This window comes from Endozoicomonas sp. 8E (genome assembly GCF_032883915.1).
Taxonomy (GTDB): Bacteria; Pseudomonadota; Gammaproteobacteria; order Pseudomonadales; family Endozoicomonadaceae; genus Endozoicomonas_A.
In genome coordinates this window covers 6,593,306-6,610,866 of record NZ_CP120717.1, presented here as the reverse complement: position 1 = coordinate 6,610,866, position 17,561 = coordinate 6,593,306, and the positions used below count along the sequence as shown (strand labels likewise).

13 protein-coding genes are annotated in these 17,561 nt (G+C 49.1%); 10 read left to right on the top strand and 3 right to left on the bottom strand.

Translation table 11 applies throughout. The annotated features are described in order from the left end of the window. Nucleotides 1-241 precede the first annotated feature (241 nt). Genes P6910_RS23330 through P6910_RS23320 form a run of 3 tightly spaced genes read left to right on the top strand, consistent with a single transcriptional unit; the run spans nucleotide 242 to nucleotide 2,139 of the window. Nucleotides 242-949, top strand: coding sequence for a sulfite exporter TauE/SafE family protein (locus P6910_RS23330; RefSeq protein ID WP_317143650.1), 708 nt, complete (start codon nucleotides 242-244; stop codon nucleotides 947-949). A 13-nt stretch (nucleotides 950-962) separates the two neighbouring features. After that, on the top strand, nucleotides 963-1,718 hold the full coding sequence (locus P6910_RS23325) for an SDR family NAD(P)-dependent oxidoreductase (protein ID WP_317146585.1): 756 nt from the start codon (nucleotides 963-965) through the stop codon (nucleotides 1,716-1,718). 43 nt (nucleotides 1,719-1,761) lie between these two features. Continuing rightward, nucleotides 1,762-2,139, top strand: coding sequence for a hypothetical protein (locus tag P6910_RS23320; RefSeq protein WP_317143649.1), 378 nt, complete (start codon nucleotides 1,762-1,764; stop codon nucleotides 2,137-2,139). A gap of 182 nt (nucleotides 2,140-2,321) precedes the next feature. Here P6910_RS23320 and P6910_RS23315 read toward each other — a convergent pair whose 3' ends face one another. After that, complete coding sequence (locus tag P6910_RS23315) at nucleotides 2,322-3,272, bottom strand: hypothetical protein (RefSeq protein WP_317143648.1); 951 nt, start codon at nucleotides 3,270-3,272, stop codon at nucleotides 2,322-2,324. A 253-nt stretch (nucleotides 3,273-3,525) separates the two neighbouring features. Here P6910_RS23315 and P6910_RS23310 point away from each other — a divergent pair, with 253 nt between their 5' ends. From P6910_RS23310 to P6910_RS23285, 6 genes are all read left to right on the top strand, one after another. Beyond that, nucleotides 3,526-4,866, top strand: a complete 1,341-nt coding sequence (locus tag P6910_RS23310; RefSeq protein ID WP_317143647.1) for an MFS transporter — start codon at nucleotides 3,526-3,528, stop codon at nucleotides 4,864-4,866. Nucleotides 4,867-4,957: 91 nt separating this feature from the next. Next, a complete protein-coding gene (ssb, locus tag P6910_RS23305; RefSeq protein ID WP_317143646.1) occupies nucleotides 4,958-5,563 on the top strand; it encodes a single-stranded DNA-binding protein in 606 nt (201 codons plus the stop codon). A 376-nt stretch (nucleotides 5,564-5,939) separates the two neighbouring features. Continuing rightward, nucleotides 5,940-6,524: a 5-formyltetrahydrofolate cyclo-ligase gene (locus P6910_RS23300; RefSeq protein ID WP_317143645.1), complete on the top strand. Its 585-nt coding sequence runs from the start codon at nucleotides 5,940-5,942 to the stop codon at nucleotides 6,522-6,524. A gap of 342 nt (nucleotides 6,525-6,866) precedes the next feature. Next, the gene (locus P6910_RS23295) at nucleotides 6,867-7,868 is read left to right on the top strand and encodes a DUF547 domain-containing protein (RefSeq protein WP_317143644.1); all 1,002 of its coding nucleotides are present in this window, start codon (nucleotides 6,867-6,869) and stop codon (nucleotides 7,866-7,868) included. 319 nt (nucleotides 7,869-8,187) lie between these two features. After that, entirely contained in the window at nucleotides 8,188-8,805 is a 618-nt protein-coding gene (locus tag P6910_RS23290) for a LysE/ArgO family amino acid transporter (protein ID WP_317143643.1), read from the top strand. 164 nt (nucleotides 8,806-8,969) lie between these two features. Beyond that, nucleotides 8,970-10,349: a hypothetical protein gene (locus P6910_RS23285; protein ID WP_317143642.1), complete on the top strand. Its 1,380-nt coding sequence runs from the start codon at nucleotides 8,970-8,972 to the stop codon at nucleotides 10,347-10,349. Nucleotides 10,350-10,556: 207 nt separating this feature from the next. Here the strand turns inward: P6910_RS23285 and P6910_RS23280 are convergent, their stop codons facing one another. Together P6910_RS23280 and P6910_RS23275 are read right to left on the bottom strand one after the other, a co-directional pair. Next, on the bottom strand, nucleotides 10,557-10,844 hold the full coding sequence (locus P6910_RS23280) for a hypothetical protein (RefSeq protein ID WP_317143641.1): 288 nt from the start codon (nucleotides 10,842-10,844) through the stop codon (nucleotides 10,557-10,559). A 94-nt stretch (nucleotides 10,845-10,938) separates the two neighbouring features. Then, nucleotides 10,939-16,311 carry a hypothetical protein gene (locus P6910_RS23275; protein ID WP_317143640.1) on the bottom strand — a complete coding sequence of 1,791 codons (5,373 nt, stop codon included), beginning with the start codon at nucleotides 16,309-16,311 and terminating at the stop codon, nucleotides 10,939-10,941. A 76-nt stretch (nucleotides 16,312-16,387) separates the two neighbouring features. On the opposite strand from P6910_RS23275, the gene galE reads away from it, so the two are divergent. Continuing rightward, nucleotides 16,388-17,551: a UDP-glucose 4-epimerase GalE gene (gene galE, locus P6910_RS23270; protein ID WP_317143639.1), complete on the top strand. Its 1,164-nt coding sequence runs from the start codon at nucleotides 16,388-16,390 to the stop codon at nucleotides 17,549-17,551. The last annotated feature ends 10 nt before the right edge of the window (nucleotides 17,552-17,561 follow it).

The window sequence follows — 17,561 nt, the reverse complement described above, 5'->3', positions numbered from 1 at the left end:
ATCTCCATGCTCATCACGGGAGTTAGAAAGCACGATTGGTATGAGTCTTTGTTTGTGATTTGCAGTTATCTTGGCGAGAAACATAAAAGAGGATGTAGGGACAGTTTAAAAAAAGCCTTGTGTCAGAGCGGCCGATGGCGCTGCTGACTCAGACAATCTGAAAAACTGGCTCTATAGGAAAGGTCGCGGGCTGATTACATTGATGGCCTTCAGAAGCAATGTGCAATGTTTAACGGAATTGATGATGGGCTTAGCAACGGTATTTGTTTTGTTTGCCGGGTTGGTAAGGGGCTACAGTGGCTTTGGATTTGCCATTATTGCTGCCTTGTGCCTGAGTCTTGTCTATTCCCCCTTTGATGCCGTTGCTATTGCCCTGACACTCGATCTGCTCAGTAGTCTGTGTCTGTTGCCGGGCGTCAGGAGGCAGGTTAATCGACGTCTGCTGACCATGCTCTCGCTAGGCATGTTAGGTGCAATACCGGTCTCGCTTTTGTTTATCTCGGTCATCTCTGCAGGTGAACTGAAGATGATGATTGCAGGCTTCTCATTGATTGCCGGTGCTTTGATCATGTTTGATCTGCGGTTTACATGGCTTAACCATCGCTATGCCATGCTTGCCGGTGCATTGTCAGGCTTTGGGATGACAACGGCTTCAGCGGGTGGTCCACCACTGGTTTTGTATCTGTTAAACCTGTCGTTAAAGGCCATTGAAATCAGAGCAACGGCGATACTGTTTTTTATCCTGAGTTCAGCAACATCACTGTTGGGGTTGCTTTATGTCGATGCTATCTCGGCCCGGTCTATTCAGTTCAGTCTGGTTCTTTTTCCCGTGGCCATGCTGGGCAGTTTATTGGGAAAGAAGTTGTTTGATTTATACCCTGATTCATCACCAAAAAACACGGTAGCGCCCATTTTGATGATGTTGGCACTGCTCACAATCATGATTTAATAAGGAAAGCATGATGAAGAAAATCGCATTTATTACCGGCGCGACCTCTGGTTTTGGTAAAGCTGCTGCGCAAAGATTTGCCAGGGAGGGGTGGTCGCTGGTTCTTTCGGGGCGTCGTATAGAGAGACTTTTGGACCTCAGAGAGACACTGGGTGTACCTGTGCATGTGTTGCAACTGGATGTGCGTGATTCGCAAGCCGTGAAGAAAGCAGTAGAGTCGTTGCCAGAGGAATTTTCAGCAGTAACGGCTTTGGTCAACAACGCAGGGCTGGCACTGGCACCCCAGGGAGCCCCTGAGGTTGATCTTAATGACTGGCATACCATGATAGACACCAATGTTACTGGCCTGGTCAATGTCACACATGCACTGCTGCCTGCCTTAATCAAGGCAGGTGCGGGCGCTACTATCATCAATGTAGGTTCGATCGCAGGTCAATGGCCCTATCCTGGAAGCCATGTTTATGGTGCAAGTAAGGCATTTGTCAAGCAGTTCAGCTACAACCTGAGGTGTGATCTGCAGGGGACCGGTGTACGTGTTACGGACCTTTCGCCAGGCATTGCAGAGACCGAATTCACCCTGGTTCGTACCAAAGGAAACCAGGAGGCATCCGATAATTTATACCGTGGCACCACGCCTTTGAGCGCAGAAGATATTGCCGAGCAAATGTTCTACATCGCAACCTTGCCGGAACACATCAATATCAACCGTGTTGAGGTGATGCCAACACGTCAGGCCTGGTCTCCATTTGCTATCGACCGCGATGAGTAGGGTGGGATAAAAAAGCCCAACAACTCGTTCCAATGCTCTGAGGGTGTCGCAAAACTCTCTCCGGCGTGGGAACGAGTTGAACCCCGTCATTCCCGGCTTCATTCTCGTCATTCCCGGCTTCATTCTCGTCATTCCCGGCTTCATTCTCGTCATTCCCGGCTTCATTCTCGTCATTCCCGGCTTCATTCTCGTCATTCCCGGCTTCATTCTCGTCATTCCCGCGAAGGCGGGAATCCACAGTGACTCACCACCAGAGCCATACTGCCCGGTGCCCCCTGGCCTTGTCACCCCCGAGAAGGCAGAGATCCACCGTTGGCGCTGGATTCCCGCCTTCGCGGGAATGACGACCTCAGAGCATAGGAACAAGCTGTTGGAGTTTTGCGACACCCATGCTCTGCGTGGAAATGCATACCTCCCCTGAAAACCGCACTCTACAGCGTGATATAATGTATGGGCTCCCACGCCCGGGACCCACAAGGCCTAAAAGCATGGGAACCAGGGTTTTGCGACAACTTCTTGATGATCGGAGGGGGGGGGGGGTTAAGACTGTCTATGACAAATATCATGCACGCAGTTAACCTGAGAGCTGACTTTGTTTTCGGATTACTCGTGATCAGGGACATGAATGGGCAGAATGTCTTTGGTTGCCGGAGTTAATCTGATTGGTTTGGGCATAGGTGGCCAGGGAGAGCCGAGCTTCCAAGCATAGGCAAGTTTAGCCTGGCTGCTGGACAGGCGAGTCGCTATGAAATACTCGGCGTGTCCGTCATGATGCAAATGGGTAACGCCCTGTTTTGGCAGTTTGAAAACCAGTTCGCCTGAAGAGTCCATCATCGGCGGGTTCATGCCGGCGTTTCTTGGATAGTGATAACAGGTTTTAAAGAACTGGTTAGGCTTGAAGTCGCTCATCGCTATGCTGAAATAACTCATATCTTCCTTGGTAACTTCTTTGTGATTGCGGTTCAGCGCTACCTGATAGGGAGTGAGGGTCAGAATGTTGGCCCTGTAAACCATTTCCGGAAGCACAACATTAAAGGCTTCTGCCAGATCAATATCACTGACTTCATGGGGAAATATCATATTGTTTCTGCTGAACCAGGCGTTGCATTGGTCGTGAATGTCTTTTAAAAGGTTTTTATTCACCTCTTTGACTTTCAGGATGGGGTTACAGACAGCCGCCTTTTTTGTGCCTTTCAGTTGCAACAGGGTCCCCTTAAATTCGATTATTTCGCCTTTCGGGTCTACCGAAGGGGCAAGCCTGACATCAACGGAGTGATGGTTTTTTAACGCCGCCTCCTTTTTGTAGGTGATGACGGGTAATTGCAATGTATATTCCTTATTTTCAACATCCCCGGAATAATTTGAACCACCTGAATACCAAGTTTCAATTAACAGCAGCAAACCGCCCGCAAAAACCACTCCTGAGGAAAGAAGTACATAGCGAAACGTTCTGTCGTTAGCGGCTTCTGCTGGCCTGGGAGTTGCCAATGAGAAAGCAAGTACCGCCACCATTAAAAGTGGTAAATGGCCGAAGCGTCGGGCAGGGTATATCATGTTGATTAATCCTCTTTTTTTTATTGCTTGGGCTACCTGTAAGCGGCCTCAGGTCAGGCGGACTTCTTGTTCATGACCTTCATGTTTCCACCGGAACGATTAAAAATAGCTGATTTTCGGGAAGTTGCAGGTAAATGTAAGTTTTTTTTTCTATTTTTAAATCCAGTGGGCCTATTGTCTTTCGGCGACTCCTTTCTTCAAAAGTTTTTCCTGATAAAATAGGCCGCTTGCAATGTTATATAAGAAGTCAGGAATGTCTCCGCAGGAACTGAAATCAACGGTCTCACTGTCACTGGTGTTTGTATTCAGGATGTTTGGCCTGTTTATGGTACTGCCTGTTCTGGTCCTTTATTCCGAAGACCTGCAGGGAGCCACTCCGGCCCTGGCCGGCTTTGCTATTGGTGCTTATGGATTAACCCAGGCAGCACTGCAAATTCCTTTTGGCTGGATGTCAGACCGGTTCGGGCGCAAGCCGGTTATCATAGCCGGTATGATGATCTTTATGCTGGGCAGTCTGGTTGCCGCTCAGGCAGACTCTATTTATGGCGTCATTTTCGGTCGGATTCTTCAGGGTGCCGGTGCGGTATCTGGAGCCGTTACGGCACTTCTGGCTGATTTGACCCGTGAGCAATACCGTACCCGGGCCATGGCAGTATTTGGTATCAGTATCGGATTCTCATTCTGCATCGCCATGTTACTGGGCCCTCTTTTTGCCGGCTGGTGGGGGCTGGAGGGGCTGTTTGGCAGTAATGCTGTGATGGCCGGGTTGAGCATTCTGATTCTACTGTTCATGGTGCCAACTCCGGTGGTGACCCGGACTGATCTGAACACCAAAGTCAGTATCAAAGATGTGGGCAATGTTATAGGTAACCGGGAAATGCTCAGGTTGATGGCCGGTATCTTTACCCTGCATTTCATCCTGATGGCCCTGTTCGTATTCCTGCCTCAGATGCTGGAAGATACCCTTGGGATGGCCCGGGAAAACCACGGCTGGATTTACGTGGTGGCACTCTCGGTCTCCTTTGTGATGATTGTGCCGGTGATTATTTTCAGTGAGGCCAAACGTCGTCTGAAGCAGTGTTTTGTGGGCGCTGTCACTGTCCTGCTGGCAGCCATTGCCGGCATGTGGCGTGCCGAAAGTGTCCTGCTGGGAATATTCCTGTTTTTTGCTGCATTCAATTTTCTGGAAGCTACACTGCCTTCTCTGGTCAGTAAATTATCGTCGGCAGGCACCCGGGGAACCTCCATGGGCGTATACTCAACCAGTCAGTTTCTGGGGGCTGCCCTGGGTGGAAGCCTTGGTGGGCTGGCCTTTCAGTACTGGGGAGCGGCCGGTGTCATGATGGTTTGTGCAATCCCTACTGCACTCTGGTGGTGGTTGTCTGTTACCATGAAGCAACCTCCTTATGTCAGCAGTATGGTGATGGCCCTCGACTCGTCCATGAGCCTGGATGCCCGAGCCATTGGCAGGGAACTGGCCATTATTCCCGGGGTTGAGGAAGTGACTGTCCTGGACAGTGAGAGAACTGCCTATCTGAAGGTGGACAGAAAAATAGTGGATATGACTGCGCTGCGCCAATACGGTGAGTGCTGACATAAATGAATGAGAAAGCGACAACCAGTAGCCTGTTTTCATTCCTGTGGGGAGTGAAAAGGGCTCATGTTAAAAATTACTGGAGAAACTGATGGCACGAGGTGTTAACAAGGTCATTCTGATCGGCAACCTGGGCAATGATCCGGATGTCCGCTTTACCCCGAATGGCAGTGCTGTAGCCAACCTGAGTGTGGCGACCAGTGAGTCCTGGAAAGATCGTAACACCGGTCAGCCACAGGAAAAAACCGAATGGCACCGGGTGGTCATTTTCGGCAAGCTGGCTGAAATTGCTCAGCAATTCCTGCGCAAGGGTTCCAAGGTTTACATTGAAGGCAAACTGCAGACCCGTAAGTGGCAGGATCAGTCCGGTCAGGATAAGTACACGACAGAAGTTGTTGTTGACGGTTTCAGTGGCCAGTTGCAAATGCTGGATAGCCGTCAAGACGGAATGGGTATGCCTGCAGGTGGTGGCGAGTTCCAGCCAAGAGCTGCACAACAGCCTGCTCCTCAACAACAATACAATGCACCCCAGCAGCCGATGCAACAGCAGGCGCCAGCAGCCGCTCCACAGCAGCCTCAGCAGCCTCAGCAGCATCAGCCTCAGCAGCGTCCTGCTCCGCAGCAGCAACCTCAGCAACAGCCTCAGGCTGCGCCAGCAGGTGGCTTTGACGACTTTGATGATGATATTCCGTTCTAGCAGCCTGTCGGACTTAAGACTGTCCTACACGGCAACTGCTCCTGCGTTGCTCTAGCTCCTGCATCCATGCAGTCGTGCGGTTGCAATAAATTGGTCTAAAAATCTCTGTTTCTTCGTCAAATAGCTCGCTATTCTCCTCAGAAACAGAGATTTTTATCCTCAATTTCTTGCAATCCTCGCTACGGACGCTTAAGTCCGACAGGCTGCTAGTCAGGCACTGAACATAGCAAAAGGTCGCTGAAATCAGCGGCCTTTTGCCTTTTCTGGAGAGGCAGACGTCGATTTCTGAAAGCCATCATCCATTTCACTCATTGAGTATTTCCTTTGAGCAGTAGACAATATTGCTCCAGTAGAACAATGTCGGGTGTCATCTCAGATGGATCGAGCCAGCCTGCGCAAGCAGTTACGAAGCAATCGTCAATCCCTGTCGGCTGAACAGCAGCTTGCTGCTGCAAAGAAACTATCCTCTGTCGTGTGTAGCAGTGAGGCTTTTCGGCACAGTCAGCATATCGCTCTGTATCTGGCTAATGATGGTGAAATTGATCCCGGATTTATCGCCGAAGTGATCTGGGAGCAGGATAAATTCTGCTATCTTCCGGTTCTGGATCAGAAACAGCCTGAAAAGATGTATTTCCAGCTCTACAGACCCAATACCCGGATGGTAGAGAACCGTTACGGGATTGCCGAACCGGAACTGGATCTTGAAAAAACCGTTAAGGCGGAAGCACTGGATCTGGTACTTATGCCGCTCACCGGGTTTGATGAGCAGGGCAACCGTCTTGGCATGGGAGCGGGTTATTACGACCGGACTTTTGCATTCCTGGAAAACCGCAGTAAACCGATACTGATGGGGTTAGCCCATGAGTGTCAGAAAGTCAGTTCAATTCCGGCGGCGGACTGGGATGTTCCAATGAAGAGTATTGCAACAGAAAAGCAGCTATATGGTGAGCAAGTTCAGTAAGCCACTCCCTGGCCTACACTATCAGCTTGTCAGATCAGAGTCGAAGTCGCTGCTGTTGTTAACACGGCGACTAGGAACACAGCTAATAAAAGGCTGATTGAATCGGGTTTTGGGTTAACCATTTTTTTCAGAACTCCACTTTATTTTAATTATTATTCATGGCTGTCTTGAACACGGGGAAGCCGGCCCGTCCGTCATTGATGTGCCATCTAAAACGGCTTTTATTTTAATCGCTCTGGGCATCTATTGCTTTTTTAAGCGTTGGAGAATTTCGCATAAAGGGGGGGTAACTGCAAGCGAATGATAGACACGGGCTTCATCTCATTGTTGGTATTGAGTCGTATGTCTCAAAACTTACCCTGTTTCTCAACGCTTGCCATGGGTAGGCCTTCGGAGCACTGCGCGACACTAAGTTTTTATTCACCACTTTACAATGGCGCGGATGATGCCTTTGCCTGCCCGATAAATCACATGTTATGCTCAGGCAAAAAGAGCGTCTCAATGAAATTTTTCACCCAATCCACCAAGCTCGTTTTGCTGAGTTTGTTTGGCTTTCCTGGCTTGCTCATGAGTGTCAGCGTCGTGCATGCGGCCCCTGAATCTGAGTTGATTCCCTTCTGGAATAAAAGCGACGAAAACAACAAAGCCGCCATCGATCACAGAGACTGGCAATATACCCTCGACACATACCTGGACAACCAACATGCCTCCGGCGTGAACCTGTTCAATTACGGCAAAGTCTCCAAAGCCGACAGATCGCGGCTGCAAAACTACCTCAAAAAAATGACCGCGCTTGACCCTCGCAGCTATTCAAAGCAAGAGCAGTTCGCATACTGGGTGAACCTCTACAATGCGCTCACGGTGGAATTGATTCTTGAAAACTACCCAGTGGATACTATCACTGACCTCGGCGAAAGTTTCTTCGGCTTTGGTCCCTGGAACGACGATATCACCCAAATTCAAGGCAAAAAACTCACGCTCAACAACATTGAGCACAATATCCTGAGGCCCATCTGGAAAGACCCGCGCATCCATTACGCTGTCAACTGCGCCAGCTACAGTTGCCCGAATGTTGCCGCAGAAGCTTTCACCTCAGAAAACACAGAAACACTGCTTGAAGCCGCCGCAACCGATTACGTCAACCACGAACGCGGCGTGACCTTTGACGATGGCGAACTGCTCGTCTCAAGTATCTATCATTGGTACAAAGCCGACTTCGGTGGAAATGACCAATCTTTGATTGCCCACTTGGCGAAATACGCCAAACCTGAACTGCGCACCAGACTTCGGCAGTACAAAGGGGATTTAGATCATCATTATGATTGGGGTTTGAACCAGCCATAGTGGGCTGCTCTGTTGAAAAATGCTCTTCTTTAAACCAGAGGAGACTCATTCTGACCATCTAGTGGACTTAATTTTCGCTCACTCTTTAAACCCCGCCAGAAAATAGTCAATCATTTCATTCAGTATGCGATAACGCGACTATAACAGAAGCAGTATGGTGTGAGAGGTGACGCCCTCGTTTGGGCGAGGGATTACGGTGACTTTGCTGAAATTTTTTACAATTGCCTCGTTTGTAATTCAATTCTCCACCTGTGCAAAAAATTATTGTTTAATTGATCTTCCTTTTCACTGTCCATAGTGCTTTAAAAGAAAGTAGGCAATGCTGGAAGTTTATCTGAATGGTTTGCTATTAAGCGGTGGTTTGATCATAGCTATTGGCAGTCAGAATGCATTTTTGCTGGCTCAGGGCTTACGTCGGGAGTCACCTATCCTGGTTGCCACAATTTGTGCGGTCTGTGATGCCTTATTGATACTGGCCGGCGTCATGGGTCTTGGTACACTTATCCAAAGTAATAACACACTGCTTGAAGTAGCTCGCTGGGCGGGTGTTGCTTATTTGATCGGATTTGGCCTGATGTCACTGAAGCGTAGTTTTAAAACTGGGCAACTCAAAGCTGAAGGGCAGGTGCAAAAGTCTACTCGGAGTATTGTGTTTTTGACTCTGGCGGTCACTCTGCTGAATCCGCACGTTTATCTTGATACGGTCATTTTATTGGGCAGTATTGGTGCTCAATACGGTGATCAGCGTGGTTATTTTGTACTAGGAGCTATCACCGCATCGCTTATCTGGTTCTATGGTCTTGGTTTTGGTGCGGTGAAGCTGGCACCTCTGTTAGCCCGTCCAAAAGCATGGAAAATCATTGATCTGGTGATTTGTCTGATCATGTTCAGCATAGCTCTCAGTCTGGTGCAAATGGATTTGACCAGTATTTTATAACGTTTCTGTCTAAACAATTGTGCGTCCGGGTTTCATTTCATTGGCTATTTTGATGATCAGGTGCTTTTTTTAATGACGTCTGTAGAGTCCGTTGCGGAAGTTCTGCGGTTCGCTGATACGGCAGTGTCCTTGCTGTAAGATTTGCTAAAAAAGGGGTTGATCCGATGAAGCTCAGGCTTATAGGCAGTGTTGTCTTGATCTCTCTCAGTTTGTTCTCTTCACTATCCTTTGCCAAGACCTATTCAGACAATCTGGTGCTGGTGGTCTATGAAAGCAATGCCGAGGTCAACATGGTGCTGGCTTCGGCAGATAATCCAGAGAAGGTATTGGCCAGCTCTGTGGCCTCTCCGGTTCATGTCAGTTACAGCCAGTCACCTGGTAAAGAAGACTTTTATGAGGCTTCACTCACCGGTATGGGCCACCCGGGCAATCTGGCGTTCCGTGACTCGGAAACAATTCTGTTTGCTAACGCTCTTGATAATCTCAGGAAATCGGCACGCTTCCACTGGCCTGATCTGAAAGATGATGACGAAATCAGGCTTGATGCCGTTTACGTTGGTATTGCCGGATATAATGACCATCACAAGAGAGCCATTGTGGTCAGTGGCAGGTTGGTCCTGAAAGAGCAGTACATTCGCGAGAACATGGAAGAAGTTCTGAAGCTTCGTCATTTCCTGATGCCCCCCGAGAAGCAGTTACAAATGGACTCAGATACCCGTCTGATGGCCAAACTGGCCAGACAGAAAGTGGGTGAAAAGACAGAGTTAAGGGATCTGGATTTTATTCAACTGACCACCTACGCCATTGGTTACAAAATTCGGGATGGTGTTATGCGCCACGATCGGGTGAGCTACGACAGTGAGGGTGGGGATTATGAGTATGGCGTAGCTATCCAGGTATTCTTCCTCGATCAGCTGCCAGCAGCCTGTACAGCCAGTGATTTTGACACACTGGATTTGAAACATGTACCGGTTCTGAAAGCCATGAATGCTATGCCAACCGTTGATGTTTATGAACGGGCACCTAAAGGTGATTACCTGGCCTATCCTGATCTGGGCTACAGCAAAAGGGAGCAGGCGCGATTGAATACCACCCTGCCTACCAGAAAGTTTAATCACCTGTTTGTTCGCTTGAAAGATAAGAAGAATGAAGCTGGCTATATTGGCTTCTGGGTGCTGCAACAGAATAAAGTGCCAGAGGGTGTCAATGAAAAAGACTGGTATGTCGGTCAAACCGTATTAAGCCGATGTGCCAAGGATACCTTTATTCCAGCCATCAAAAGAGTGGTAGATGGGCTGGGTGAACTGGGGATTGGCAAGGATAAGGAAGGCGCCAATTTGCCTCTGTTGATGGTGGGAGAGTTTCCGTTGGGTCAGACTGTGCGGATGAAAGAGGCACTTTATGAGATTCTGGGCGAGGAGGATTTGAAGCGGATTGTCTGGTTGGAGCCTTTGGTATACCGTCAGCTTCTGGCGAAAGCGGGCATCAAGCTGGCCGGAAAGTATGTCCACAATGAGTGCAATTTGGAGCTTGCCCGGGAATAGACTGTCTTACAACTGTTCCAGCGTTGCTATAGCTCAGCACTCATGCAGTCGTGTGGTGGCAGCAAATTGGTGAAAATACGCTTTCGTTCGTCGAATAGCTCGCTATTCTGCTCACAAAACCGAATTTTCGTTATCGATTTTCTGCCGTCCTGCTGCGAGGGCGTCCGCAAGGGTGCTGTTTCTGGTCAGGCCAAGCTTCCCCGTTGTTTAGCAAAATCGTCGCAAACCCTCGCCCAATCGGGGGTGTCGCAAAACTCCACCCAAAACTCCAATAGCTCGTTCCCATGCTCTGAGGTCGTCATTCCCGCGAAGGCGGGAATCCAGCGCCAACGGTGGATCTCTGCCTTCTCGGGGATGAAAAGGCCAGGGGGGCATCGGGCAGTAGGGTTCTGGTGGTGAGTCAGTGTGGATTCCCGCCTTCGCGGGAATTACGAGAATGAAGCCGGGAATGACGGGAGGCAACTCGTTCCAACGCTGTAGAGAGTTTTGCGACACCCTCAATCGGGCGGGGATAGAAGACGGGAACGCAGAGCGTTCCGCCTGCAAGCTGGTACGCAGTCAATTGAAAGATTCTGATAAAGAGACAGTCCTATCTGTCAGATATCGTAAATTTGTCTGAGGATAGTAATTCGTGGGTTTCCATTCCTGAGTCAAATGGTCGTTTTTTGAACTTCTTAATGGCCAGGATAATTGCAATCGTTGCGACCATCGCAGCTCCCCCTGCGATAAACCCAATTCCCAAACCACTGATTACCTCAGATGGTTCCGCTGACGATAAAGCGGCAGGGGGTTTATGATAGATATAGTTTTTAAGCTCCAGAGAAATTTCTTGCATCCGTACCAGCCGACGACCCTCCTCAATATCAGAATTTTCAATTGCCAGATAGGCGTTATTACCCACAAAGACAGGGCGCATAGATTTTGCTGCTGCGGGTTTAAAGGTAATGTCGAAACGATCAACGTTGACCTGACCTTTATAAGTAACAACCGACAGTTGTCCATCACTGTTGTAAACAATGGCGTGTAAATAATCGTTCGTTGTCATCAGCCTGATGGTTGCAAGCGAACTTGGTGTGCGGGAAGAAAGATCAATCCTGTCGTCAATAATAAACGCACTGTCCATCTGTCCGTTATCGGTGGCAAACCGGCGAATAGAAAGTTTTTCTCCCTCAGGGCTGAATACGGCAATGTAGGACTGGTCTTTTTGTATCAGGATGTACTGACTGTTGAACGTGTCAATGTCATTAGTGGTCATTATCTCTTTGCCATTGTTTCCAAAAGAGGCAGCGGGGTTTAGTTGTTTACTGTCGTACTCTCTGATAAACAGAGGATAGGACGCATCCTGATCACTTTTTCCTGCAACATAAAGGCGTTCGCCATCTGGGGATAGTCTTAAAAAAAGTCCTTCTTCCTTACCTTCAGGATACTTTTCACGAAAATAGAGCCGTCGCTGGAGATAGTGGCCAACAAACAGGCTATTATCGATGCTTCCTGTTAAGTACATGACACCCTGATGATAAGCGGTATCATTAATTTGAACATTGTCGGGGAAGAGGTTCTTGCGGACTCTGAGTCGTGCCTGTTCTCTCTGGACCGCAGTTAACGGCAACTCGAGCAGAGTTGCTTTTCCTGACGTTGTCGTTACGACAATGTCGAGGTGAGAGCCTGTGGTTTCATGAATAACCTGCCCTGTCAGAGACTGGAAGGAATCCAGTATTTTGGCGTGGTTGACAGAGGTTGTGTATCTCACAGTGCCGCACAAACCAAACTGTTTATCCAGTTCAGAGCCTTTATAACGTGCCAGAATAATATCCTTAGAAGTCGGTTCAGGCCGAATGACGACGTATATGCGCCGGTTCTCCGGGTCATACGCCTGAAAGAGAGGTTTGCCTTCCGGTGGCGGACAGTTATCCGGCAGGTTGGTTGATGGCTTTTCCGATGACGATGATGTAGCCGACGGAGTTGTCTCCTTTTTCTCGCTGCAGTCAAATCCCCCAGGTGTGCAGTCAATTCCGGCCAGTAATGTTTGTGGTTCTAAAAAAGCTTTTAGAAACGGTAAGTAGCCGTCCTGACCGTTCCAGATAGTAAGATGGAAGAAGGTAGCATTTACGTTACCACCAGGGTCTGCAAACTCATTCAGGGTTCCGGGAAACTGGTTGTTTGCCTGTTTGGTACCATTTATTCGGACAAGTTCGCTGTAGGGGGGGTTAATTCCTCTGAGCATCGGCAGCTGTGATGGATCACCGGAATTCCAGAGTTCGCTGCTCAAACCGCTCAGGTTTGATTTTAGAACATCTTTCGGTACTCTAACGACACCTGTATTATATCCATCCCATTCGAAAGTAAAAACACTGCGATATTTTGTGAAAGTATCCAGGTTATTCTCAATACGTCCGGCTTCGTGAATGTTTGCGACTGCCGCACTTTGTCGGTTGTCATAATATGTTTTAATCAACCCGGTGTTTACATTATTGTAAACCGTCGCCCCGCGTGCTGTTCCTGAAATACCGGCAACTGGGCTGCTATCGCCTCTTCCTACGACCGCTCCAGCATTAAGGTTGTCATAAATGCTTCCACCTCTGGCTTTTCCGGCAATACCTCCGCCATAGGCATAATTGCCGTCAGTAGTGACAGGCCCGGCATTGACGTTTTGAACAGCAGGAGTATTGACTACTCGCCCTGTTATGCCACCCACGTGGGAGCCATACTTTCCAGAAATACTACCTGTATTGAGGTTGTTGCTGACGAGGCTATGGCTCGAGGCTTCCCCTACTATTCCGCCAACATTACCACCCCCCCGGTGGGAAGTGCCGTCCAAATAATCGGAAGCAATTTTTCCAGTGTTCAGGTTATGTATGAGTCTGGCTGCTTCAGCTTCTCCTGCAATCCCTCCGGAATTTTCGGTATGGCCGGCATTAACCTCGCCGGTATTGAGATTGTTATAAGCAAGGCTACTGATTTTAAGTCTGCCGACAATGCCGCCGGCGGGTGAGTTATGTAAGTTTCTGGGCGTTATTTTTCCGGTATTCAGGTTGTTTGAAAGGACGGATGCCTGTTCGGCGACTCCAGTAATGCCGCCCGCGGGGGCAATTCCGGTTGTGATTACGGTTCCGGTGTTCAGGCTATTGCGTAGGGTGCTGTTATCAGAAACACTGCCCGCTATCCCTCCGGCATGACTGCTGGAACCGCTCGTTTTGATGACTCCGGCAGAACTGGCCACTTCTTCAATCCGGCACCGTTTCATCTCTCCCACAAGTGCACCGGCCGGGCTTGTATTTCCGGAGCTGCTGACTTTTGGCTGGTTAAGCAGGATCTGTCTTATAGCGCTGTTCTCCAGTGACCCGAACAAGCCTGCTGCAGTGTTATCTGCTGACGTTGACACTTCGAGGCCGGAAATAACGTGTCCGTTGCCATCCAGAGTGAGGGAAAACGGAACGGATTTATTGCCAACGGGTTCCCAGGGAGCGAATCGACGCAGGTCAATATTACTGATTACTTGATAGTGACCTTTGACCGGGTGGTCGGCATTCAGATAGTGATAGAAATTATTATTATCTAGCTGAATAGTCCTGGCCAAGCTGGTTGGTGGCTGTGACGATGACGCAGGGACAGTGGATGAAGCTTCCAACGATGACTCAGAAGTGGGTGAAGTACGAGCTACAAAATCTGTGGTCAGTTCGCTGGTTGCTGGCTGTGCCGTTGACGATGGGACAGCGGATGAAGCTTCCAACGATGACTCAGAAGTGGGTGAAGTACGAGCTACAAAATCTGTGGTCAGTTCGCTGGTTGCTGGCTGTGCCGTTGACGATGGGACAGCGGATGAAGCTTCCAACGATGACTCAGAAGTGGGTGAAGTACGAGCTACAAAAGCCGTGCTCAGTTCGCTGGTTGTTGGCTGTGCCGTTGACGATGGGACAGCGGATGAAGCTTCCAAAGATGACTCAGAAGTGGGTGAAGTACGAGCTACAAAAGCAGTGGTCAGTTCGCTGGTTGTTGGCTGTGCCGATGATGACGTGACAGTGGATGAAGCTTCTGACGGTGACTCAGAAGTGGATGAAGCACGAGCTGCAGAAGTCGTGGTCAATTCGCCGCTTGTTGGCTGTGCTGATGACGATGGGATAGTAGATGAAGCTTCCGACGGCGACTCAGAAGTGGATGAAGCATGAGCTACAGAAGTCGTGGTCAATTCACCGCTTGTTGGCTGTGCCGATGACGGTTTAGCCGACAAGGTTGTCATGATGTCCTTTACCCTGCTGCAGTCAAATCCCCCTTGCGCGCAATCAACTCCGGCCAGTAATGTTTGCGGTTCGGAGAAAGCTTTTGGAAACGGTAAATTGCCGTCCTGACCGTTCCAGACAGTACGATTGAAAGAGGTAGCATCTGTTGCACCGCCAGGGTCTGCAAACTCATTCAGGACTGTAGGAAACTGGTTGTTTGTCTGTCGGGTACCATTTATCCGGGCAAGGTCCCGGTAGGGGGTGTTGATGCCTTTGAGCATTGGCAGCTGTGTTGCATCACCGGCATTCCAGAGATCGCTGCTCAAACCGTTTAAGCCCGATTTGAGCGTAGTTTTCGATAGTCTTACGACACCTTTATTGTATCCACGCCATCCATAGCTAGTCCATTTATACTTCGTGAAAGTATCCAGGTTGTTCTCAATACGTCCTTCACGAAAAGGTCTTGCGACTGCAGCGCTTTCATAGCTGCCTGCTCTATAGGCCTGAATTGACCCCGTATTGACGTTGTTATAAACCGAGGCAGAACGAAAAGCAGTCCCGGAAATACCACCGACGGAACCCCTCCTGCCATACTCTTTGATTGCTCCAGCATTCAGGTTGTCATGAATGCTTCCACCTGAAGTCTCCCCGGCAATACCCCCTGAAAATGCCGCATTACCATCAGTAATGACAGTTCCGACATTTACATTTTGAACGATAGGAGCGCTGGATACTTGCCCTGCTATTCCACCCGCGTGTGCGCTCGAATACTTTGAAAAAATGCTACCTGTATTGAGATTCTGGCTGATCAGGGTCTGTCTGGAGCTCTTACCCACAATTCCACCACTGCTGCCGCCTTCGCTATGTCGGGACCCTATCAAATAATCCGAGGCAATTTTACCCGTATTCAGGTTATGCAATACCCTGGCTGTTTCTGCTTCTCCTGCAATTCCCCCGGAATGTTGGGTATGGCTGACACTCACCTCACCAGTATTCATATTATTGTTAGCGATGCTATTACTTCTTAGTGTTCCGACAATGCCACCGGTAGGCGAGATAAGTGGATATCTGGAAATTATTGTTCCGGTATTCAGGTCATTTGAAACAGAAGATGACTGATCGACCAATCCAGCAATGCCGCCTGCGCTGGCACCTCCGGTTGTGATAACGGTACCATTGTTCACACTATTGCCTATGGTGCTACCAAAAACACTGCCCGCCAGTCCTCCGCCATGACTGCGGAAACCTGTCGTTCTGACGGTTCCGACAGAATTAATAACTTCTTCAATCCTGCTGCCTTTCAACTCACCCACAAGTGCACCCGTCGGGCTCCCGTTTCCGGAACTGGTCACTTTTGGCTGTTTAAGGAGGATCTGCCTGATGGTGCTATTCTGCAGTGACCCGAACAAGCCTGAGGCTTTGTTATCTGCCGACGTTGAAACTTCGAGGCCGGAAATCACGTGGCCCTTGCCATCCAGAATGAGAGAAAAAGGGATGGATTTATTGCCGACGGGTTCCCAGGGCCCGAATCGGCCCAAGTCAATATCACTGATTAACCGATAGCGACCTTCGACCGGGTGGTCGGCATTCAGATATTGATTGAAATTATTATTGTCCAGCTCAATTGTGCTGGCCCAAGTGTTCCAGTTTGGAAAATAGACGACAAGTGACAGTAACAGTAAAGATGGCTTTTTGTTGATGGGCAGAATATGCCAAATCTGATGCTTTATCAGGTTTTTATTCATTGGAATACTACCATAAGAAACAATGATGATAACTACTCGTATTCTCATTTGTATTTATAGACTATAAGGAGTCGTCATGAGCAAGCATGGCAAGCGAATTTTGTTATCCAGACGGTCCCTGATAAAAGCGGGTTCGGCGCTTCTGGGAACCGGGCTTTTGTCAACATCACCACTGGCTCAACTCAATAAGTCCGCAAGCCGTTCTTCACCGAAAAAAAGTAGCACCATGATGCTGATCACTGGCGGTGCCGGTTATATTGGCAGCCATACCTGCGTAGCATTACTGGAGTCAGGTTGTGATCTGGTGGTATTGGATAATCTCTGCAATTCATCAAAAAAATCGCTTGCAAGGGTGGAGCAGATAACCGGGAAAAAACTCCGGTTTGAGCAGGGAGATATCAGGGACCCGATACTTCTGGACAAGCTGTTTGCCAGATACCCTATTGATACAGTGGTCCACTTTGCAGGCCTGAAAGGGGTTGCTGAATCCGTTGCTGATCCCCTGAATTACTACAACAATAATGTTTTTGGCAGTTCGGTACTGTTTCGGGCAATGCAAAAAGCCAGGGTGAATAAAATCGTGTTCAGCTCATCAGCCACGGTTTATGGCCAGCAGACTATTTTGCCTGTTCCGGAAACCGCCACTCTGTCCCATGCCAGTCCTTATGGTCATACCAAGTTGATGATTGAAGAGATGCTGGATTATATCCACAAGGCAGAGGAGCAGTCCGGACGCCCCTGGGGGGTTGCCCTGTTGCGTTATTTTAATCCTATTGGTGCGCACAGTAGTGGACTGATTGGCGAAGACCCCTGGGGCATTCCCAACAATCTGCTACCCTACATCACCCAGGTGGCTGCTGGCATCCGGCCCCACATAAACCTTTATACTGGCTACGACACCCGGGATGGCAGTGGTGTCAGGGATTACATTCATGTGGTCGATCTTGCCAGAGGGCATGTCAAAGCGATTGAAAAGTTGCAGGGTGTCACCGGCGTTTATGCGTGGAATCTCGGTGTAGGGCAAGGCTATAGTACTTTCGAGGTGCTGGATGCCTTCGAGCGAGGCAATAAGCTGACCATTCCAAGGGAAATCCATGGCCGTCGTGCCGGTGATGTGGACAGTTGTTATGCCGATGTTAGCAAAGCAAGGAAAGAGCTGGGCTGGGTGGCAGAGCATCGTCTTGATGATATGGTCAGGGATGCCTGGAACTGGCAGAAGAAAAATCCGAATGGTTATTGAGCCGGTTGCC